17 protein-coding genes are annotated in these 21,512 nt (G+C 65.1%); 9 read left to right on the forward strand and 8 right to left on the reverse strand.

Annotated elements, in window-relative coordinates:
- Positions 1–7 precede the first annotated feature (7 nt).
- The 4 genes from BM136_RS10115 to BM136_RS10130 all read right to left on the reverse strand — a co-directional run bounded on the left by BM136_RS10115 (position 8) and on the right by BM136_RS10130 (position 3,405).
- Positions 8–1,045, reverse strand: coding sequence for a threonine aldolase family protein (locus tag BM136_RS10115; RefSeq protein ID WP_092971890.1), 1,038 nt, complete (start codon positions 1,043–1,045; stop codon positions 8–10).
- A 40-nt stretch (positions 1,046–1,085) separates the two neighbouring features.
- Entirely contained in the window at positions 1,086–1,274 is a 189-nt protein-coding gene (locus BM136_RS10120; protein ID WP_004629375.1) for a 4-oxalocrotonate tautomerase, read from the reverse strand.
- A 55-nt stretch (positions 1,275–1,329) separates the two neighbouring features.
- The gene (locus BM136_RS10125) at positions 1,330–2,115 is read right to left on the reverse strand and encodes a class II aldolase/adducin family protein (RefSeq protein WP_092971702.1); all 786 of its coding nucleotides are present in this window, start codon (positions 2,113–2,115) and stop codon (positions 1,330–1,332) included.
- 75 nt (positions 2,116–2,190) lie between these two features.
- Positions 2,191–3,405, reverse strand: a complete 1,215-nt coding sequence (locus BM136_RS10130; protein WP_092971703.1) for a YbfB/YjiJ family MFS transporter — start codon at positions 3,403–3,405, stop codon at positions 2,191–2,193.
- 102 nt (positions 3,406–3,507) lie between these two features.
- Between BM136_RS10130 and BM136_RS10135 the strand changes: the two genes are divergently transcribed.
- The 3 genes from BM136_RS10135 to BM136_RS10145 all read left to right on the forward strand — a co-directional run bounded on the left by BM136_RS10135 (position 3,508) and on the right by BM136_RS10145 (position 6,656).
- Positions 3,508–4,416, forward strand: coding sequence for a LysR family transcriptional regulator (locus BM136_RS10135; protein ID WP_092971704.1), 909 nt, complete (start codon positions 3,508–3,510; stop codon positions 4,414–4,416).
- A 75-nt stretch (positions 4,417–4,491) separates the two neighbouring features.
- Positions 4,492–5,886 carry an NfeD family protein gene (locus tag BM136_RS10140; RefSeq protein ID WP_092971705.1) on the forward strand — a complete coding sequence of 465 codons (1,395 nt, stop codon included), beginning with the start codon at positions 4,492–4,494 and terminating at the stop codon, positions 5,884–5,886.
- 11 nt (positions 5,887–5,897) lie between these two features.
- Positions 5,898–6,656, forward strand: a complete 759-nt coding sequence (locus tag BM136_RS10145) for a slipin family protein (protein WP_092971706.1) — start codon at positions 5,898–5,900, stop codon at positions 6,654–6,656.
- Between the two features lie 6 nt (positions 6,657–6,662).
- Here the strand turns inward: BM136_RS10145 and BM136_RS10150 are convergent, their stop codons facing one another.
- The 3 genes from BM136_RS10150 to BM136_RS10160 all read right to left on the reverse strand — a co-directional run bounded on the left by BM136_RS10150 (position 6,663) and on the right by BM136_RS10160 (position 11,165).
- A complete protein-coding gene (locus BM136_RS10150; RefSeq protein WP_092971707.1) occupies positions 6,663–8,771 on the reverse strand; it encodes a TonB-dependent siderophore receptor in 2,109 nt (702 codons plus the stop codon).
- A 232-nt stretch (positions 8,772–9,003) separates the two neighbouring features.
- Positions 9,004–10,053: a purine-nucleoside phosphorylase gene (locus BM136_RS10155; protein WP_092971708.1), complete on the reverse strand. Its 1,050-nt coding sequence runs from the start codon at positions 10,051–10,053 to the stop codon at positions 9,004–9,006.
- Complete coding sequence (locus tag BM136_RS10160; protein WP_092971709.1) at positions 10,050–11,165, reverse strand: purine-nucleoside phosphorylase; 1,116 nt, start codon at positions 11,163–11,165, stop codon at positions 10,050–10,052. Before BM136_RS10160 ends, BM136_RS10155 begins: the two co-directional genes overlap by 4 nt.
- A 411-nt stretch (positions 11,166–11,576) precedes the next feature.
- Between BM136_RS10160 and BM136_RS10165 the strand changes: the two genes are divergently transcribed.
- Entirely contained in the window at positions 11,577–13,397 is a 1,821-nt protein-coding gene (locus BM136_RS10165; protein WP_092971710.1) for an ArnT family glycosyltransferase, read from the forward strand.
- A gap of 79 nt (positions 13,398–13,476) precedes the next feature.
- Here BM136_RS10165 and alaS read toward each other — a convergent pair whose 3' ends face one another.
- On the reverse strand, positions 13,477–16,119 hold the full coding sequence (gene alaS / locus BM136_RS10170) for an alanine--tRNA ligase (RefSeq protein WP_092971711.1): 2,643 nt from the start codon (positions 16,117–16,119) through the stop codon (positions 13,477–13,479).
- Between the two features lie 207 nt (positions 16,120–16,326).
- Between alaS and BM136_RS10175 the strand changes: the two genes are divergently transcribed.
- The 5 genes from BM136_RS10175 (at position 16,327) to BM136_RS10195 (ending at position 21,462) form a co-directional block, all read left to right on the forward strand.
- Positions 16,327–17,547 (forward strand): CaiB/BaiF CoA transferase family protein, encoded by a 1,221-nt coding sequence (locus tag BM136_RS10175; protein ID WP_092971712.1) that lies wholly within the window; start codon positions 16,327–16,329, stop codon positions 17,545–17,547.
- Positions 17,548–17,579: 32 nt separating this feature from the next.
- Complete coding sequence (locus tag BM136_RS10180) at positions 17,580–18,032, forward strand: DUF2214 family protein (protein ID WP_092971713.1); 453 nt, start codon at positions 17,580–17,582, stop codon at positions 18,030–18,032.
- Between the two features lie 295 nt (positions 18,033–18,327).
- Positions 18,328–18,750, forward strand: coding sequence for a tripartite tricarboxylate transporter TctB family protein (locus tag BM136_RS10185; RefSeq protein ID WP_252693457.1), 423 nt, complete (start codon positions 18,328–18,330; stop codon positions 18,748–18,750).
- Positions 18,751–18,769: 19 nt separating this feature from the next.
- Entirely contained in the window at positions 18,770–20,272 is a 1,503-nt protein-coding gene (locus BM136_RS10190; RefSeq protein ID WP_092971715.1) for a tripartite tricarboxylate transporter permease, read from the forward strand.
- A 191-nt stretch (positions 20,273–20,463) separates the two neighbouring features.
- Positions 20,464–21,462, forward strand: a complete 999-nt coding sequence (locus tag BM136_RS10195; RefSeq protein ID WP_092971716.1) for a lipase family alpha/beta hydrolase — start codon at positions 20,464–20,466, stop codon at positions 21,460–21,462.
- The last annotated feature ends 50 nt before the right edge of the window (positions 21,463–21,512 follow it).

Genomic DNA, 21,512 nt, shown 5'->3' on the forward strand with positions numbered 1-21,512 from the left:
AGATGCGTTAGACAGCTTGCTCACAGGCTGCGCGGATGTCGGCGGCAAAGGCTTCCACCGTCTCGGCCTCCACGTCCCACGAACACATCAGGCGGCAGCCGCCGGAACCAATGAATGTGTAGAAACGCCAGCCGCGTGCGCGCAGCGCCTCGATGGCGGGTAGCGGCAGCTCAGCGAACACGGCGTTCGATTCGGTCGGGAACATGATGCGCACGCCCGGCACATCGGCAATGCGCGCATGCAGAAGCTGCGCCATCGCATTGCCGTGACGCGCGTTGCGCAGCCATACGTCGTTCTCAAGCAAACCCAGCCACGGTGCCGAGATGAACCGCATCTTCGAGGCCAGTTGCCCTGCCTGCTTGACGCGATAGGCAAAGTCCTCCGCCAGGCGACGATCGAAGAAGACCACCGCCTCGCCGACCGGCAGGCCGTTCTTCGTGCCGCCAAAGCACAGCACATCCACGCCTGCGCGCCAGGTGATCTCCGACGGATGCACGCCGAGCGACGCCACCGCATTCGCAAAACGCGCGCCGTCCATGTGCACGCGCAACTGCCGGCGCTTGGCAATCGCGGCAATGGCGCGCACCTCGTCGACGGTGTAGACGGTGCCGACTTCCGTCGACTGCGTCAGCGAAACGACCTTGGGCTTCGGGTAGTGAATATCGGAGCGCCGCGTGACCAGGGCTTCAATCGCATCCGGCGTGAGCTTGCCGTTCTCGCCCTTGGCGGTCAGCAGCTTGGAGCCGTTGGAGAAGAACTCCGGGCCGCCACATTCGTCCGTCTCGATGTGCGCCAGCTCGTGGCAAATCACGGAGTGATACGACTGGCACAGCGACGACAGCGCCAGCGAATTGGCTGCCGTGCCGTTGAAGACGAAGAAGACTTCGCAATCGGTCTCGAACAGATCACGGATGCGGTCGCATACGCGCTGCGTCCAGGAATCATCGCCATAGGCCGGCTCATGGCCGCTGCCGTTGGCCTCCAGGAAATACTTCAGCGACTCCGGGCAGAAGCCCGCGTAGTTGTCTGAGGCGAAATGCTGCATGGGCTGCATGGCGGGCCGGCAAATGGGAGTGGAAGACAGGTTACTTCTGTTCGGACCACAGCACGCCGCCGGTGGCCCAATTTTCGCGCTTGATGTCGGTGATGATGATGTCGACGGCGCCCGGCGCGCAGCCCAGCGATTCACACGTGACGCGCGTCACTTCTTCGACGAGCTTGCGCTTCTGCTCAACGCTGCGGCCCTCGAACATCTCAATATGGAAAGTCGGCATGGTGTCCCCTATTTAGTGAATCGCTTTGACAGTCGCGGCGGATGTGTCAGTCGCCTCAGTCACGGTATGAAGCGTCGATTTTATCCAGTTTGCGCAAGAGCGCCGGCCACTCGATCACGCCTTCAATGGCGCCGCCATCTTCAAGCTGTTCTGCCGCGCGATCTGCCACTTGCGGCGCGGGCGAGACGACCTCGCCGCCAGCAAGCGCCTGAATCTGGATCTCGCATGCCTTGATGAGCGTGGCCATCAGCACATGCGCCTCGGCCACGGTACGGCCGATGGTGAGCGTGCCGTGATTGCGCAGCAGCATGGCGAAATAATTGCCAAGCGATGCGGTGAGACGCGCGCCCTCTTCCGGCGTAAAGGCAAGCCCTTCGTAATCGTGATACGCAATGCGTTGGTGAAACCGCAGCGCATGCTGTGACAGCGGCAGCAGCCCGCGCTTCTGCGCCGACACGGCAATGCCCGCCGTGTTATGCAGATGAATCACGCACTGCGCGTCAGGCCGCGCGGCATGCACGGCAGCGTGCAACGCAAAGCCCGTCACGTTGACGGACGGACGCGCAGCCGCATCGGGCCAATCGCCGACAAGCTGGCCGCGGCCATTGATCTTGACCAGGTTGGATGCGGTGATCTCGTCGAACGCGAGGCCGAACGCGTTGATCAGGAAGTGATCGGGCTCGCCGGGCACGGTGGCCGACAGATGGGTGTAGACAAGATCGTCCCAACCGTTGAGCGCGGCCAGTCGGTACGCGGCAGCAAGGTCGACCCGCGCTGCGCGCTCGGCCTGGCTGATCTCACCGCCGGGCGCAACGGCATCGGGGCGCAAGGCAAAAGACATGAGGCTCCTCGAATGGAGGAGGCATTCTAGAACGGGTGCGCTGACCGCGTTGTACGCGCCTTCACATGCCGCGCATCACGCACGTGCCGGGGCCGCCCGCTTGACCACAAGAAAGGTCGCCACCCCCGCCACGAGCGACACCGCTGCCACGGCCAGCGATGCATTGAAGCCGCCCGTGGCCGCAAACAACCGGTTCGCCAGCGGCGGCCCAACGATCTGGCCGATGCCGTACACGGCCGTCATGAGCCCCATCAGACGCGGCGCGGCATGCGGCCAGAGCCGGCGCGCCTCGCGCATGGCAAACAGCGTGATCGCGGTGAACGGCAGGCCGAGCAGCGTGCTGGAAAGCGCCAGCCCCGCCACCGTCGGCCAGACGATGCTGATGGTCACGGCAACCGCTTGCATGGCGTAGGCCGTGGCCAGCAGCGATCGGTTGTCGCGCGCCAGGCTGATCCGTGTGGAAAGAAACGCCCCGAGCGCTACCCCCGCACCGAACATCGGCCAGAACAGATCGGGCCAGACCGAACCTGCTGGCAGCACCTTGCGCGCGATCACAGGCAGGAACGTGGCGGTGATGATGTAGCCGAAGCCCGCCAGGCCGTAGGCAATCGTCAGCGCGCTGGTAGGCGCATCCAGCCCGGGTGCCGTGCCGGATGGAACCGGCGCCGGAGCGGCATGCGCATGGGCTTCAGGCCGGATGGTCGACCACACGGCCGTCGAGAGCAGCGCCGACAGCACGCCAAACGCCATCCATGCCGACGTTGCGTGCCAACCCAGCGCCACCATGCCGCTGGCCGCCAAGCCCGGAATAGCGATGCCAAGGCCCGGCCCACAGAAGATGATGCCGCCGAGCGCCGCATGGCCCAGCTCGGTCAGCCGATGAAGGCACCAGCCCGCCGTAAAGACAAACACCAGCGCGCTGGCCATGCCGGCCGCAAAGCGCAGCAGAAGCCACGCAGGCTGCCCTTGCAGGACGCCCATTCCGGCAGTGAGCAGCACCGTCGCAACCAGACCGATGCGGATGAGGCGCGCCGCGTCGCCACGCACGGCCATGCAGGCCAGCGCGCCAACGAAATAGCCCAGGTAGTTGCCGGTTGCCAGCCAGCTGCCCTGCGCCAACGTCAGGCTGCCGTCGTGGAGCATCATTGGCAGGATCGGCGTGAAGGCAAAGCGGCCGATGCCCATCGCCACGGACAGCGCCACCATGCCCGCAATCGCCACGCGCCAGGCGGTGGCCCGCTGGAAACGCGCGGCGGACAAGGCAGAGGTAGACGACAGCGTGTGCTCCATGGAAGGGCCCGGATGAGGAAATCGGCACTTCATCGTACGCAAGGCCGCTCATCCTGAAAAATGAATTATATTGAACGAACCCATTAGCATTTGAGATACATCATGGATCTGTCCTCGCTGGAAATCTTTCGGACGGTGGTGCGGGAAGGCGGCGTCACCCGGGCGGCCCAGCAGTTGAATCGCGTGCAGTCGAATGTGACGACGCGCATCCGCCAGCTCGAGACCTCGCTTGGCGTGCAACTGTTCGTGCGCGAGAGCAAGCGCATGGTGCTCACGCCCGCCGGGCAGACCTTGCTGACCTACGCCGACGACATCCTCCGCCTGGCTGCCGAAGCGCGCCAGGCTGTGCAGCCGAGCGAGCCGCACGGGCGCCTGCGCATTGCCTCGATGGAAAGCACGGCGGCCAGCCGCCTGCCGGCCTTGCTGGCCACGTTGCATCAACGCTGGCCGCGCGTGCAGCTCGAACTGGTGACGATGACCACGCGCCAGTCGCTCCAGGCGCTGTCGAACTTTGAAGTCGATTGCGCGTTCGTTGCCGAGACGGCGTGCCTGAATAACACGCGCGCCGCAATGACGACGCTGCCGGCCTTTGCGGAAGAGCTGGTGCTGATTGCTCACCGCGCCCATCCGCCCATCCGCCGCGCTGCGGATGTGCAGACCGCCGGCCTGCTCGCGTTCGAACCCGGCTGCGCCTATCGGCAATTGATCGAAGACTGGTTTGCAGCAGACGGCGTGGCGCCGTCGCGCGTGCTGGAGCTTGGCTCGTACCACGCCATCATCGCGTGCGCGGCGGCAGGCATTGGCGTGGCGCTGGTGCCGCGCTCGGTGCTTGAGCTGTACACGAACGCGCCGGAAATCAGCATCCACGCGCTGGAAAAGCCGGGCCGTGTCGACACGCTGCTTGCCTGGCATCGCGACATGGCAGGGCCCGCTCTACAGGCGCTGGTTCAGGTGCTGAGCGAGCCGCAACCAGCGCCAAGCGCACCCGCGCGCGAGGCTATTGCCGCCTAAACTGAAAGCGGATATCGGGACCGTGCCGCAGGTCTGATCAGGCAACAACCGCGGCAATCACGGACGGAGGCGCGAATGCGACCGTCGTTGCGGATGCGGCGTTGGACAGGATGGTTGGCAGCGGTCATCGCCGTGGTCTGGACCAGCCTTGCCGTGGCAGCCGCGCCGGTCGTGGTGTTGCCTGTCACCGGTGCCATCGGGCCCGCCAGCGCTGCCTATGTGATCCGCGGCCTGCAACAGGCGCGCGCTCAAGGTGCGCAGCTTGTGGTGCTGCAGATGGACACGCCCGGCGGCCTCGATGCGTCGATGCGCCAGATCATTCAGGCCATCCTTGCGTCGCCCGTGCCGGTGGCGGGCTACGTGGCCCCCGGCGGCGCGCGGGCAGCGAGCGCGGGCACCTACATCCTCTATGCATGCCACGTTGCCGCGATGGCTCCCGCCACGAACCTGGGTGCGGCGTCTCCCGTGGCGATCGGCATGGGCGGCCACGCTCCCAGCCCCGGCGACAGTGCCAAACCGGCCAGCGCGCCAATCGCCCCTTCCAGCAACGAAGACACCCTCGCCCGCAAGCAGATGCACGACGCGGCGGCGTACATCCGCGGGCTGGCGCAACTGCGTGGTCGCAATGGGGAATGGGCCGAGCGCGCCGTGCGTGAAGCCGTGAGCCTCGACGCGCCCGAAGCCGCGAGCCAGCACGTGATCGATCTTGTTGCGGCAAGCCTTCCTGATCTGCTCAAGCAAGTCGACGGCCGCGCGGTGCGCACGTCCGCCGGCGTGGTCATGCTGCATACGGCAGAGGCCACGATCGTCACGCTGGAGCCGGACTGGCGCAACCACTTCCTCGGCGTCATTACCGATCCGAGCCTGGCGCTGTTGCTGCTGACGGTGGGCGTGTATGCACTCATCTTCGAGTTCTCGACGCCGGGCATGGTTGTGCCGGGCATCCTCGGCGCAGTGTGCATCGTGGTGGCGCTTTACGGGCTGCAGATGCTGCCGATCAACTACGCGGGTCTTGCCCTCATCGCGCTCGGCCTAGGTTGCATGGTTGCTGAAGCGTTCCTCCCGACGTTCGGCGCGCTCGGCGTGGGCGGCATCGTTGCGTTCGTGCTGGGCGCAGTGATGCTCATCGACACGCAAACGCCGGGCTTTGGCGTGCCGCTGCCGCTCATCATCGGACTGGCCTTCGTGAGCCTGACCGTTGTTCTAGCGCTCTCCAGCTTGGCGGTGCGTGCACGACGGCGGCCGATCGTGACCGGCGGCGATACGCTCATCGGCATGACAGGCGAAGTGGTGGACGTCGATACTCCGGACGCCGATGCCGACAACGATGGCTGGGCGCGCATCCATGGCGAGCGCTGGCGCGTGCGCTGCGAAGGTGGCATTGCGCGTGGCGATCAGGTGCGTGTGATCGCCCGGCATGGGCTGACACTGATGGTCGAACCCGTCGCCCCCCTCGCCGCGTCTTCATAAGGAGAAGAAAAATGCTTTACGGCTTCTTCAGCGCAGGCGGCCTGATCTTCCTGGCCGTGCTGCTGATCATCGCCTCGTTCCGGGTGCTGCGCGAGTACGAGCGCGGCGTGGTGTTCCTGCTCGGCCGCTTCTGGCGCGTGAAGGGGCCGGGGCTGGTGCTCATCGTGCCGGCCATCCAGCAGATGGTGCGCGTGGACTTGCGCACGGTGGTGATGGACGTGCCGCCGCAGGATGTGATCTCGCACGACAACGTATCGGTCAAGGTCAATGCGGTGGTGTATTTCCGTGTGGTCGACCCGGAACGCGCCATCATCCAGGTGGCCAACTTCCTGGAGGCGACGAGTCAGCTTGCGCAGACGACGCTGCGCGCCATCCTCGGCAAGCACGAACTGGACGAAATGCTGGCAGAGCGCGAAAAGCTCAATCTCGACATCCAGAAGGTGCTCGACATCCAGACCGACCCTTGGGGCATCAAGATCGCGAACGTGGAGATCAAACACGTTGACCTGAACGAATCGATGATCCGCGCCATCGCCCGGCAGGCCGAGGCCGAGCGCGAACGCCGCGCCAAGGTCATCCACGCGGAAGGCGAGCTGCAGGCATCGGAAAAGCTGCTCGAAGCCGCACGCATGCTGGCCCAGCAGCCCGAGGCAATCCAGTTGCGCTATCTCCAGACACTCACGCAGATCGCCGGTGACAGAAGTTCGACGATTGTCTTTCCGCTGCCGATGGATGTACTGGGCGCAGTAAAGAAAGCCGCCGGCGGCTGACGCGCATCACAAATCAATCTTCATGCCGAGCTTGAAGAGCCGCGGCGCGCCCATCGACAGACGGTTGTTGCCGGCGCCCGCCCAGTAGCGCTTGTCGGTCAGGTTGTCGACATTGAATTGCAGCGTTGCGCGCTTGCCTGAGATGCGTGTCACGTAGCGCACGCCTGCACTGAAGAGCGTCGTGCCGCCCAGCTCCGCTTGGTTGGCGTCATTCACAGGGCGCGGGCCAAGGTAATAGGCGCCTGCATTGAACGAGACCGAACGCTGCATCGGCAGCGTGTATTCCGCAAAGACACTGGCGGTGCTGCGCGGCGTGTTCTCCGGCGTTTTTCCGTCGAGGCCGTTACCGACACCACGGAACTTCGCGTCCGTCCAGCCGGCGGAGGCCAGCAGCGACAGGTCCTTGGTGACGCGGCCCTGGGCAGTCAGCTCGATACCGCGAATGCGCTCGCGCCCGTCTTGCACGAAGACGTTCGCGTCGTTGGTGTAGCTCGCCGCACGGTCGATGTCGTACACGGCAGCAGCGAGCTGTGTGCCGGCCGGCGTCTCGTAGCGCACGCCCACTTCCTTCTGTTCCGACAGCGCAGGCGGCATGGCCACGTTGGCATTGGCGGCCGTGTTGGGCGCGCGCGCACCGGCTTCGAGGCCCTGTGCGTACGACGCGTATGCCGACAGCGCCGGCGTGAACTTGTAGATGACCGCTCCCAGCGGCGTGGTCTTGCTGGCCTCGTAGCGATTGGGCGCCTGCTCGCTGGTGTAGCGCGTGTAGCGCAGGCCGGCGATCACCTGCCAGTGCTGCGACAGCGTCATGCGATCCAGCGCGTAGACGCCCGTATCCACGGCGCGCTGCTCGGCGGTGAAGCCCGTGCCCGTGGTCGGCAACCAGCCGAGGTCGACCGGGTTGTACAGATTCTGCGCGCCGGAGAAGCGGTCCGAGTACACGGCCGCCTGGCGCATGTCGGATCGCGCAACGCCAAAGGTCAGGTCGTGCGTGATCCAACCCGTCTTCTCGGTGCCGGAAACATCCACCCGCACGTGGCTGGTATTCCAGCGACCGCTCTGACGCTGGCCAGAGACTGTGCCCGCGCCCGTCACCGCGTTGGTGAGGCGAAATTCGGAGAACGCCCGCGTGCGCGCCGTCTCCGACATGCCGCCCTCCACCGTCAGCAGCCAGGTATCGGCCAACACGTAATCGGCACGCAGCAACGCGTTGGTGTTGTTGCCGTCAAAGTCGGCCCACCCCGGTGAAATGCGTTTGGCCGGGTCGGGCATGGTGGGCAATGTGATGACGCCGTTCTTGGCAGCAGGCAGCGTCACCACCGATTGCTCCGTGATGACCTTGCGCGAGTATTCCACGTCGGCCTTCAGGCTCAGGCGGCTGTTGACCTTCCAGTCGAAAGCCACGGCGGCAAACTGCCGCGTGCCGTCAATGCCGCTCGTCGGCGACTGCAGCGAGCCGCCCGCCGCGTTGAAGCGGATGCCGTACTGATTGTCTTCACCGAAGCGGCGCCCGACGTCGAGCGTGCCGACGACGGTGCCGTTGCTGTCGAACTGCATGCCGAGCGTCGTCACCGGCGTGTTGCCCGCCCTCTTGGTCACGAGATTGACCACGCCGCCCGGCGTCGTGTAGCCGTAATACAGCGCCGATACGCCTTTCAGCACCTCCACGCGTTCCTTGTCTTCCAGCGGGATCGCCGTGAGTGCTGCCATCGGCATCGAGCCGTTGAAGCGGAAGTTGGTGCGGTTCTCCAGCGTCACGCCGCGAATGGCGAGGTTGTCGAACGTCTCGCCCGAAAGCTGCTGGCGCGTCACGCCCGCCGTATTGCGCAGGGCGTCGTACAGCGACGTGTCCTGCTGCGCGTCGAGCGCCTCGCGCGTGACCACGTTCACGGTGGCAGGAATGTCGCGCAACGCCATGCCGCGGAACGCCCCAACCTGCGCCGTGCTGGCCGCAAAGCCCCGCTGGCTGCCTGCCGTGACGGTCGTCTCGTTGAGGTCGACGGTAGCGCCACCTGCGGCCGGCTGGCCGACTTCGGCATGCGCCAATGTGGAAACGGCAAGAGGACTGGCGGCGAGCGCGCAGGACAAGGCGCGGGCCGTGAGATGACAGTTCATCGCAGGCAACAGGGTCGATCAGGATTGGCGAAACCGGACGCGCGGCAATGCGCTGAGAGAAGAGAAAACGCGCCGCAAAACATCACGCGGCGCGTTGATCCGTTGGCTGGCAGGTGGAACCCGCTGGCTCGCCCGGCAAGAGCGATGGTCAGCGGTCAGCAAGTTGCCTATCGCCACCCATTAAATGAGAATGATTCGCATTATATAGATTGAAATGTGATGTCAGCAACTGTTAATTCGCCGGCACCCCCTGTTTCCACTGGGGCCAGTGCTGCACGATGTCGTCCAACAACGGCTTGGCCGCATTGACGAGATTGTGCGTGGCCGGCACGAAACCACCCTGCTGCGCGTAGTTGATGAGCCCGTCGGAAGCGCTCTGGCCGTCGTACGGACGGTCGAAGTCGGACCCCGCGCGCAGCAGTGCCACGCGGCTGAAGTCAACCTTCCCGGCACGGGCGCCGCGCGTCAGCACTTCCAGTGTGGCGTTGTCTTCCTGCGCCGTCGTACAGTAGGTGCCCTTGTTGTCGGTCATCGTCTTCACCCAGTCACGCGCGCGCTGGCCGAGGTTGCGGCCGGCCCACCATGTATCAGCGGAGGCCACGTCGCATTGGATGACGGCGGGTGGTTGGTTGGCCGGGGCGTACGCATAGTTCTTGCGGAAGGCGATGGCCTCGGGGCTGTCTTCCAGCGTCGCCGATTTCGACAGCGTGTAGGCCTTCTGCAGCAACGTCTCGTTGAGCTGGAACACTTCGGTGCGGTAGTCCATCGGTGGCTTCTCGCCCGGGCCCTTGGTGCCGATGCCGAAGTAGCCGTATGGCCAGCCTGCCGGCATCTCGCGCGCATCGATCTCGTGCGAAAGGCCGTAATCGACCGCGTATCGCGCCCACGCCGCCGAGCCCACCGTGCCCTGCCCCGGATCGATGCCTGCAATGCCGGCAATCACAAAGTAGGTGTGCGAGAGGTCTAGCTTGCTGCGATAGAGCAGCGCGGAAATCGTCGACGCGGCATTTGCGTAGCCCATGCCCGTGGTGACCTGGCAGATGCCGTCGTAGTTGCACAGCATGTTCGGCGCATCGGGTGACAGGCCGGAGATATAGACCTTCTCCTTCAGGTCGTAGCGGTCGATAAAGGGTTGGGCTTCGCCCTGGAACATGTTGATGACGATGACTTTCACTCCGTCATACGCGCAACTGTTCAAGGTGAGCGCCGCGGCACCGACGGCGCAGAGCTTGGCGATCGTACGCAAACGAGGCATGGGCATCTTGAGTCGGGAATCGATCATGGCGAAGGCACTCCGTGTTTCCACACGCTCCAGCGCGTGACGATCTCGTTGACCAGCGGACCGCCCGCCAGATACAGGTTGTTGAGCGACGGCACGAACCCGCCCGAGTTGCTGTTGACCAGCGAGTCATACGGCGTCTGCCCCGGATACGGCCGGTCGAAGTTAGACGCGGTGCGCAGCACCGCCACGCGTTGCAGATCGAGCAGCCCGGCCTTCGAGCCGCGGGTTAGCGCCTCAAACGTGGCGTTGTCTTCCTGCTGCGTGGTGCAGTAGGTGCCCTGCCCGTCCGTCAGCAGCTTGACCCACGCAGCTTCACGCTCGCCCAGCTTGGCGCCGTGCCAGTAGGTGTTGCCGGCAGCGGTGTCGCATTGCACGACGGAGGGCGGCTGGTTGGCGGGTGCGCTCGGGTAGTTGGCGCGATAGGCCCGCGCGGTGGCGTTGTCGTCCAGCACCGCGCCCTTGGAGAGCGCCAGCGCCTTCTGCAGCAGCGCCTCGTTCACGCGAAAGACTTCGGTCTTGTAATCCAGCGGCGGCTTCTGCCCGGGGCCCTGCGTATTGATTCCGATAAAGCCGTTGGGCCAGCTGGCGGGCACCTCGCGCGCGTCGATCTCCCACGCGATGTCGCTGTCGACCAGGAAGCGCGCCCACGCAGCGCTGCCGAGCGTGCCCTGCGACGGGTCGATCCCAGCAATGCCGGCCACAAGGAAGTACGTGCGCTGCAGATCGAACTTGCCGCTGTAGATCAGCGCCGACACCGACGACGCGGCATTGGCCTTGCCCATGCCCGTGGTGAGCTGGCAGACGTCGCTGGCGTTGCAATGCACGTTCGGGTAGTCGATCGACAGGCCCGGCACCGGCACGTCTTGCGTGAGGCCAAGCTTGTCGATCCAGGGCTGCGCCTCGGGCGCGAACATGCTGATGATCAGCACCTTGACCTTGCGCGCGTGCGACTCCGGCGCAAGTTGCGCAACCGGTTGTGTCGATGCACCGACGCCAGCCGCCAGCAAAGCGCCAACCGCGACGGCACGCGCCAATCGTTTGCCTTTGCGCCCGAGCAGCCGGTGCGGCGGCTGCGGTGGCGGGGCGTCGACCTTGTCAGATAGGACGCTCATGGTTCTCCTCGGATTTGGGGATAGGGATGGGATCAACCCGTGCTGTGGGGAACAGCACGCGCCACCGATGCAAATTGCCTGCCAAGCGGCACACAATCCCTACACAATCGGCAACGTTTTCCCGGTATAGGCCATGGCGGGGCCTGTCTCCAGCCGGGCCGCGTTCCCGAGCTTGTTCTCACGGTGCAGACAAGCCCCAACGCGGGGCGTGCCGTGCCCGGAAAGTCGCGCTGCTTGCCCCACGGAAATCCGTTGCTCAGATTTGCGCCCGCGGCTCAGGGTCTCCGTAAGTTGTGCGTGATGTACTGCACACCGCTCCACCCGGACCGGATCGGGGCGTTCTGTCTGTCATCCAAGCCGATCGGCCCGCCACCTTCCGGGCCGCATCCAGCAAACCGGAAACCTCGCACCATGCAGGAACCCACACGCCCTGGACGGCGGAGCGCACACACGCCCGCCGCGACCACGCACGTGCGTGACTTCACAGCAAATCCTGCCCTGCTCGCCTCAGGTGGGGTGATCGCACCCGCGGCCCCATCAGTGCGCGCGTGGCCATGGCAAGCGTTGCGCAAATGGCTTCTCGTCGCGTTGATCGCCTGCGCCTACCTGCTGCCCGGCACCCTCGGCCACGACCCCTGGAAGCAGGACGAAACCTATACGTTCGGCATCGTCCAGCACATGGTGGAAACCGGCGACCCGATCGTGCCGGTCAGCGCAGGCCAACCCTTTGTCGAAAAGCCACCGCTTTATGCGTGGGTAGCCAGCACGCTGGTCTGGTTGCTGGCCGACGTGCTGCCCGCGCACGATGCCGCGCGGCTCGCGAGTGCGCTGTTTGCCGGACTGGCTCTTGTGTTCACGGCGCGGCTCGCGCGGACCGCCACAGGCGCATCTTCATGGACGGACGCGCGCGTGGTCGGCACGGTGGCGCTGTGCGCAAGCTCGCTGATCGTCGTCAAGCACACCCACGAGATGATCACCGACGTGGCGTTGCTGGCCGGCACTGCCATCGGCTTCTGCGGGTTGTTCGAATGCGCGCTGCCGGCAACGCGTGCTCGTGGCTCGGCATGGCTGCTCGGCATCGGTATGGGGATGGCGCTGCTGGCCAAGGGCGTATTCATCCCGCTGGTGTTCTGCATCACCATCGCCAGCGCGTGCGTGCTGCTTCCCGCGTGCCGCAGTCGCGCGTTTGTGCGACAACTCGGCACGGCGGTGCTGGTCTTCCTTCCATTCGCCACGGTCTGGCCGACGCTCCTCTACCTGCGCGCGCCAGACCTCTTCCACGTCTGGTTCTGGGACAACAACATCGGCCGCTTCCTGGGCTTTTCCGTGCCGGTCCTGGGCGCGGAGAACGACGATCCGTTCTACGTCTGGCATTCGCTGCTGACCATCGGGTTTCCAGCCGGCCCGCTCGCGCTCGTCGCACTGGCTGGCAGCGCGTGGCGGGATTGGCGTAAACCGCGTGTGGCGCTACCACTGGCGTTCGCGGCTGTGGGGCTGCTTGCACTCCAGGTCTCGGCGACAGCCCGCCCGCTGTATCTGCTGCCGTTCATCGTGCCGCTGGCGATGCTGGGCCAGCAAGCGATCGCGCGGCTGCCGATGCGCGCGCACGCCGTGTGGGACTACTTCAGCCGCGCGCTGTTCGGCAGCATCGTGCTGCTTGCGTGGCTGCTATGGGCCGTCATGACGGAAAGCACATCGCGTGCAGGCCTGCTCTGGCTCGACCGCTGGTTGCCGGTCGACTGGACCTTGCCGTTTGACCCCACGCTGGTGTCCGCTGCGCTCGCCTTGACAGGGGGATGGCTCTGGCTGCTGCCACGGCTGAAACAAGCCGGCGCATGCCGCGGTGCGCTCTCGTGGGCAGCCGGTACCCTGGTCGGCTGGGGGTTGATCGGCACCCTGCTGCTGCCCTGGCTGGACGAGGCCAAGAGCTATCGGTCTGTGTTCGACAGCCTCAGTGCCAAGCTGGCGCCGGCATGGCGCCCCGATGATTGCATGGCGAGCCTGCACCTTGGCGAATCGGAAGCGCCTATGCTGCGCTACTTCACCGGCATCCTGCACCGGCCCGTTGCACAATCCTCCGCCCACAAGTGCCGATGGCTGATCGTCCAGGACAGCCATGCGCACGCGCGAACGCCCGGAGAGGAATGGACCGAATTCTGGTCGGGCGCCCGCCATGGCGACCGGAATGAGCGGCTGCGCGTCTTCCGTCTGGAAACTGCGCCGCCTGGCTGATCGCCCCCAAAACAAAACGGCGCGCGCCCCGTTGCCAGGAACGCGCGCCGTTCGGCGCATCCGGTGCGAAGGCGTTACATCAGACCTTCTGCTGCACCCACGCTGCCACACCGGCCAGCGCCTGCGGCAGGTTGTCCGGCTCCGTGCCACCGGCCTGCGCCATGTCCGGGCGGCCGCCGCCCTTGCCGCCGACTTGCTGGGCGACAAAGTTGACCAGCTCGCCGGCCTTGACCTTGGCCGTGGCGTCAGCCGTCACGCCGGCGATCAGCGCAACCTTGCCGTCAGTCACGCTGCCCAGCACGATGGCCGCGGTCTGCAGCTTGTCCTTGAGCTTGTCCATGGTCTCGCGCAGCGTCTTGGCATCGGCGCCATCCAGCTTGGCGGCCAGCACCTTGATGCCGGCAACGTCCACCGCCTGGCTCACCAGTTCGTCGCCCTGGCTTGCGGCCAGCTTCGACTTCAGGCGCTCCAGCTCCTTCTCCAGCGTCTTCACCTGATCCTGCACCTGGCCGATGCGCTGCGTCAGTTCCGACGGCTGTGCACGCAGCGCGGCTGCCGCTTCGTTGATGCGCGTGTCGAGCGTCTGCAGGTAATGCAGCACGTTGTCGCCGGTGATCGCTTCCACGCGGCGGATGCCCGCTGCCACGCCCGATTCGCTCACAATCTTGAACAGGCCGATGTCGCCCGTGCGCGCCACGTGCGTGCCGCCACACAGTTCCCTCGACGAACCAATCGACAGCACGCGCACTTCATCGCCGTACTTTTCACCGAAGAGCGCCATCGCGCCATTCTTGACCGCATCGTCAAAGCCCATGAGCTGCGCGCTCGTGGCCACGTTGGCAAAAATTTCTGCGTTGACGCGCGCTTCGACTTCGCGAATCTGCAGCGGCGTCATCGGTGCGTTGTGCGAGAAGTCGAAGCGCGTCTTTTCCGCATCGACCAGCGAGCCCTTCTGTTGGACGTGGCTGCCCAGCACTTCGCGCAACGCCTTGTGCATCAGGTGCGTCGCCGAGTGGTTGCGCATGGTGCGCGCGCGGCGCACCGCGTCCACTTCGGCGGCCACAGCGTCGCCCACCTTCAGCACGCCGGTGCGCAGCTCGCCGTGGTGGCCGAACACTTCCGGCTGCACCTTGAGCGTGTCGGCCACGTCAAACCAGACGGTTGCGGCCTTGAGCGTGCCCTGGTCGCCAACCTGACCACCCGATTCGGCATAGAACGGGGTGTGGTCCAGCACCACCACGCCCGTCTGGCCCGGGTGCATTTCCTGCACCGATGCACCGTCCACAAACAGCGCCGTCACCCGCGCAGTTTCGCGCACCAGCTGGTCGTAGCCGTGGAACGTGGTCTTGTCGCCGGTGTAGTCGAGCGTGCCGGCGGCCATCTTGAACTTGCCGGCGGCGCGTGCCTGCTCGCGCTGGCGGTTCATGGCGGCATCAAAGGCCGCTTCGTCGACGATCACGTCGTTCTCGCGGCAGACGTCTTGCGTCAGGTCCAGCGGGAAGCCGTAGGTGTCGTGCAGCTTGAAGGCCAGTTCGCCGTCGAGCATCTTGGCACCCGAGGTCTTCAGCTCGCCCAGCGCGGCGTCGAGAATCGACATGCCGTGCTCGATGGTCTCGAAGAAGCGGGCTTCTTCCGTGCGCAGCACTTCGACCACGCGGTCGCGCGCCTCACGCAGTTCCGGATAGGCTTCGCCCATCTGCGCAACGAGGTCGTCCACCAGCTTGTGGAAGAACGCAGCGCGGCAGCCGAGCTTGTAGCCGTGGCGGATGGCGCGGCGGATGATCCGGCGCAGCACGTAGCCGCGGCCTTCATTGCCCGGGATCACGCCGTCGACGATCAGGAACGAGCACGCGCGGATGTGGTCAGCAATCACGCGCAGCGAATTGTTGGCCAGATCCTTGGTGTTGGTCTCGCGCGCGGCGGCGGCGATGAGCGCCTGGAACAGGTCGATCTCGTAGTTGCTGTGCACGTGTTGCAGGATCGCAGCCAGACGCTCCATGCCCATGCCGGTATCGACGCACGGTGCGGGCAGCGGGGTCAGCGTGTATTCGCCGGTCGCCGGATCGAGCTGGCGATCGAACTGCATGAACACGTTGTTCCAGATTTCGATGTAGCGGTCGCCGTCGGCTTCCGGGCTTCCCGGGGGGCCGCCCCACACGTCCGGGCCGTGGTCGTAGAAGATTTCCGAACACGGGCCGCACGGGCCGGTCTCGGCCATCTGCCAGAAGTTGTCGGAGGCGTACGGCGCGCCCTTGTTGTCGCCGATGCGCACGACGCGCTCGGGCGGCAGGCCGATGACCTTGGTCCAGATGTCGTAGGCCTCGTCGTCGGTCTGGTAGACGGTGGCCCAGAGCTTGTCGGCCGGCAGCTTGTATTCCTGAGTCAGCAACTCCCACGCCCACACGAGTGCATCGCGCTTGAAGTAGTCGCCGAACGACCAGTTGCCCAGCATTTCGAAGAACGTATGGTGACGCGCGGTGTAGCCGACGTTTTCCAGATCGTTGTGCTTGCCGCCGGCGCGCAGGCAGCGCTGCACGGAGGCCGCGCGCACGTACGGGCGCTTGTCGGTACCAAGGAAGACGTCCTTGAACTGCACCATGCCGGAGTTGGTGAACAGCAGCGTCGGGTCGTTGCCCGGCACCAGCGGCGAGGAGCGCACCACGGTGTGGCCCTTGCCCTCAAAGAAGGTCAGGAATTTTTGGCGGATATCGGAGGCTTTCATGTCGCGGGGTGCCGGAGTCAGCAAGGCGCCTCGGAGCATCCCGCTCCTGAGCGCCTTGGATTAGTGCAAACCGTTGATTATACGGGGTTCGCGCCCGGGTCGCGTCCATTCTGCGCCGCATTTTCCGCGCTTGGTCGCAGGGGGCTGCGACGCCGCCGGGGCGTGGTGTAGAGTGCACCCGATCCAATCGTGTCGATTTGTCAATCCATGGGCGCTCTGAGCCATCTCCGTGTTCTCGACCTGACCCGCGTGCTTGCCGGCCCCTGGTGCGCGCAGAATCTTGCCGATTTCGGCGCCGACGTCATCAAGGTAGAACGCCCCGGCGCCGGCGACGACACCCGCACATGGGGCCCGCCGTGGCTCAAGGACGAAGCGGGCGACAACACCGCCGAAGCCGCCTATTACCTCGCGGCCAACCGCAACAAGCGCTCGATCACCGTCGACATCAGCACGCCCGAGGGACAGGACATCGTCCGCAAGCTCGCAGCACATGCGGACGTGGTACTCGAAAACTACAAGGTTGGCCAGCTCAAGAAATACGGCCTCGACTACGCATCGCTCAAGGCGGTAAAGCCGGACCTCGTCTACTGCTCCATCACGGGCTTCGGCCAGACGGGCCCTTACGCCGCGCGCGCCGGTTACGACTTCATCGTGCAGGGCATGGGCGGCTTCATGAGCCTGACCGGCGAGCGCGACGACCTGCCCGGCGGCGGCCCGCAGAAGGCTGGCGTGGCCATTTCGGATTTGATGACCGGCATGTACGCCACCGTGGCCGTGCTGGCCGCCCTTGCCCATCGGGACCGCACCGGCGAGGGCCAGTACATCGACATGGCGCTACTCGATGTGCAGGTCGCCATGCTGGCCAACATGAATACCAACTACCTCGCCAGCGGTCAGGCGCCCAAGCGCTGGGGCAATGCACATCCGAATATCGTGCCGTATCAGACGTTCCAGGCCGCCAATGGCTGGATCATCGTGGCGGTCGGCAACGACGGCCAGTTCCGGCGCTTTGTGGATGCGGGCGGCATGCCCGAGCTGGCCGACGACCCGCGCTTTGCCACCAACCCGCAGCGCGTGGCCAACCGCGACGTGCTGGTGCCGATCCTGACCGAGATGGTCAAACGCTTCGGCAAAGGCGAATGGATCGACAAGCTCGAAGCCGCCGGCGTACCGTGCGGCCCGATCAACTCGCTCGACGAGGTGTTCGACAACGAGCAGGTGCAGGCGCGCGGACTGCGCGTCGACCTGCCTCACCCGAGTGCCGGTAAGGTCAAGCTGGTCGGCAGCCCGGTCAAGATGAGTGCCACGCCACCCAAGGCCGCGAGCCACCCGCCACTGCTGGGCGAGCACACCGAAACCGTGCTGCGCGACGTGCTCGACTTCTCGCCCGAGCAGATCGAAGCACTGCGCGCGCAAGGCGTCATCTAATCGCAACTTCTTCCACCCAAGACGAGGTCCTCATGTGGCTTGATGCGTTGCTGGCTTACCTGCATTACATATCGATCTTCACGCTGATCGTCTTTCTCACCGCCGAGGCCGTGGTGCTTCGCCCGGACATGACGCCCGAGATCCGCCAGCGCCTGGCACGTTATGACGCTGTGTTCGGCTTCGCCGCGCTGGCGGTGCTGATCACCGGGTTGCTACGCGTGTTCTACGGCGCCAAGGGCTACGGGTTTTACGTTCACAATCCGGTATTCCACGTCAAGGTCGGGCTGTTCATTCTGGTCGGGCTGATGTCGATCGTTCCGACCATCAACATCCTGCGCTGGAAGAAGCAAGGCAAGACGCTGCCCAACTTCGTGCCGACGCCCGCGGAAATTGCGAAGACGCGGCGTTGGGTCATGATCGAATCGCACTTGATCATCTTCATTCCGCTGGCGGCCGTGTTGATGGCGCGCGGTATCGGCATGTAAATGCACGGGGCCGCGCAACCGCATTGTCCGGCCCCAAGTTTTCCCCAGGGCAACGCTAGGGACAAACCCTGAATCGTTTGCCCAGGCGCCGCGCCGGGCCATGACACGGTCCATCCTCCCCTCCGCAAGGTGCTTGAAAGCCGGTCTGCTTAGCGTGCAAACTTGGTCGCCTTACAAGGCACAAGGCGGCCTGCCACACCCGGCGCAGCACGCCACCCCCAGGAGACCAGACTTGCAGAACGATCCACGAGGTCGTCCGGTGATCCGCAGTCACCAGGACTTTGCATCCGGCGTCATGTTCATTGTCGCCGGCGCAGCGTTTGCCATTCTGGCGCGCAGCTATCGCATGGGGACGGCAGGCAGCATGGGGCCGGGCTACTTCCCGTTCTGGCTGGGCGTGGTCCTCGTGCTGCTGGGCGTGGTGGTGGTCGTGCAATCGCTGTCGCGCAAGGGCGTAATCGATCGCATTCCGCGCTGGGACGTCAAGACGCTGCTGTGGGTTCTCGGCTCGGTGGTGCTGTTCGGGCTGCTCCTGCAACCGCTGGGGCTGGTGCTCTCGCTTGTGGTGCTCGTGCTGGTCTCCAGCATGGCGAGTCACGAATTCACGCTCAAAGGCGCGGTCGGCACTGCCATCGTGATGGTGGTGATGAGCCTCGCGGCCTTCGTTTACGGGCTCAAGCTGCAGTTCCCGGTGTGGCCCGCCTTCATCGGCAATTGAGCGGAACGCGGACGACACCATGGATCTCTTTGCCAATCTCGCGCTCGGCTTCTCCACCGCACTCTCTATCCAGAACCTGATCTACGCGTTCATCGGCTGCGTGCTTGGCACGCTGATCGGCGTGCTGCCGGGCCTTGGCCCCATCGCCACGATTGCGATGCTGCTGCCCGCCACATACGCGCTGCCGCCGGTGGCCGCACTCATCATGCTGGCCGGCATTTACTACGGCGCACAGTACGGCGGCTCCACCACGGCCATCCTCGTCAATCTGCCGGGCGAATCGTCATCGGTCGTGACCACCATTGACGGCTATCAGATGGCCCGACGGGGCCGCGCGGGTGTGGCGCTGGCCACCGCGGGTCTGGGCTCGTTCTTCGCAGGCTGCGTGGCCACGCTGGTGCTGGCGGCGTTTGCCACGCCGCTGTCGGAATTCGCGTTCAACTTCGGGCCGGCGGAGTATTTCTCGCTGATGGTGCTGGGCCTGATCGGGGCGGTGGTGCTGGCCTCGGGCTCGCTCATCAAGGCGATCGCGATGATCGTTCTAGGCCTGTTGCTCGGTCTGGTCGGCACCGACGTGAACTCGGGCACCGCGCGCTATTCGTTCGACGTGCCGGAGCTGGCCGACGGGCTGAACTTCGTGTCGGTGGCGATGGGCGTGTTTGGCTTTGCCGAGATCATCGCCAACCTCGAACAGAGAGAGCACCGCGAAACCTTTGTCGAGCACGTGCGCAACCTCTGGCCCAGCCGCGAAGACTTCAAGCGCATGATCCCGGCCGTGCTGCGTGGCACGGCGCTCGGCTCGCTGCTGGGCATCCTGCCGGGCGGCGGCGCGACGCTGGCGTCGTTCGCGTCGTATTCGTTGGAGAAGAAGACGTCGAAGTATTCACACGAGTTTGGCAAGGGCGCCATCGAAGGTGTGGCCGGTCCGGAATCGGCCAACAACGCTGCCGCGCAGACGTCCTTCATCCCGCTGCTCACGCTGGGCATTCCGCCCAATGCGGTGATGGCACTGATGGTGGGCGCGATGACCATCCACAACATCCAGCCCGGCCCCCAGGTGATGACCAGCAACCCCGCGCTGTTCTGGGGCCTGATCGCCTCGATGTGGATCGGCAACCTGATGCTGATCGTGCTGAACCTGCCGATGATCGGCGTGTGGGTGCGTCTGTTGAAGGTGCCGTATCGCTTCCTGTACCCGGCCATCCTGGTGTTCTGCTGCATCGGCGTGTATTCGGTGTCGAACACAACGTTCGATATCTTCCAGACGGCGCTCTTCGGATTGATCGGCTACATGTTCGTGAAGCTGCGCTGTGAACCGGCGCCAATGCTGCTCGGCTTCGTGCTCGGGCCGATGATGGAAGAAAACTTTCGCCGCGCGCTGCTGCTCTCGCGCGGGGATTTCTCCACCTTCGTCACGCGCCCGCTGTCGCTGGGGCTGCTGATTGCAGCGGGCATCCTGATCTTGTTGGTGGCTCTGCCGGCTATCAACAGGAAACGCGAGGAGGCGTTTCAAGAAGAGTAAGAGGCGCGACGTTGCTGCATCGCACCCTACGAAACCGGAGGCCCGCCCTCCGGTTTTTGTTTGCGCACGCGGCAGCGCAGCATTAGAGCCAAACTTCCACTCCAGTTGACGTTGGACACGGCGCTTCGGATAACGGAGGGCGATCGGCCCACAGAGGTCGACCCCCTATCCAATGTCCAGGAGACAACCGAATGTCACAGACTTCCCTGCTCCATGCTGTCTATGGATCAGCGCGCAGCTTCCTGCGCACACACGCTGCAGCCGCCGTCTTGGCCACATCCGCGCTCACCTTGGGTGCCGTCGCGCCGGCCCAGGCCGCCAGCACGTATGCCGCCACCAAGTACCCGATCGTGCTGGTGCATGGCCTATCGGGCACCAGCAAGTTCCTCGGCGTGGTCGATTACTGGTACCAGATCCCCGAAGACCTGCGCGCCAACGGCGCCAATGTCTACGTGGCCGATGTCTCCGCCTTCAACGATGAAACCGTACGCGGCGAACAACTCGTCAGCCAGATCCGCAGCGTGCTGGCCACCACGGGCGCCGCCAAGGTCAACCTCATTGGACACAGCCAGGGCGGACTGACATCGCGCTACGCGGCAGCCGTGGTGCCCAACCTCGTAGCCTCCGTCACCACCATCGGCACACCGCACAAGGGGTCGGAGTTTGCGGACTTCGTGGAGTCGACACCGGCGCCGTTCCAGGCCCTCGTCAATCTCGGTGCCGACGTGTTCGGCTCGGTGCTCGGCTGGTTCAACGGCAATAGCAATCCGCAGAACGGTTTTGCGGCGCTGCATATCCTGTCGACGTCGGGCGCCGCCGATTTCAACAAGGCCTTCCCGAGCGCGGGCTTGGCCAGCGGGTGCAACACCGGCAGCGCCACCGACGTGCGCAACGGCAACGTGCAGAAACTGTATTCGTGGACGGGCCGCTCCACCGCCACCAACCTTCTCGACGTGTTTGATCCGGTGCTGGTGTTCAGCGGCAGCGTCATGCAGGCGCGTGGCTCCGGAACCAACGACGGGCTCGTCTCCGTGTGCAGCGCGAAGTTCGGGCAGGTCTTGTCGACGGATTACGCGTGGAACCACCTGGATGAGGTCAACCAGTTGCTCGGCCTGATCGGCTGGGGCGCGGCCGACCCCGTTGCTGTGATCCGCACGCAGGCCAATCGACTGAAGACGGCAGGTCTCTAACCCTCTAATCGCCTAACGCCGATCGCCACGATGAAGCCCCAATCGCCATC

The sequence above is a fragment of the Ralstonia sp. NFACC01 genome (assembly GCF_900115545.1).
GTDB classification, from domain to species: Bacteria; Pseudomonadota; Gammaproteobacteria; order Burkholderiales; family Burkholderiaceae; genus Ralstonia; species Ralstonia mojiangensis.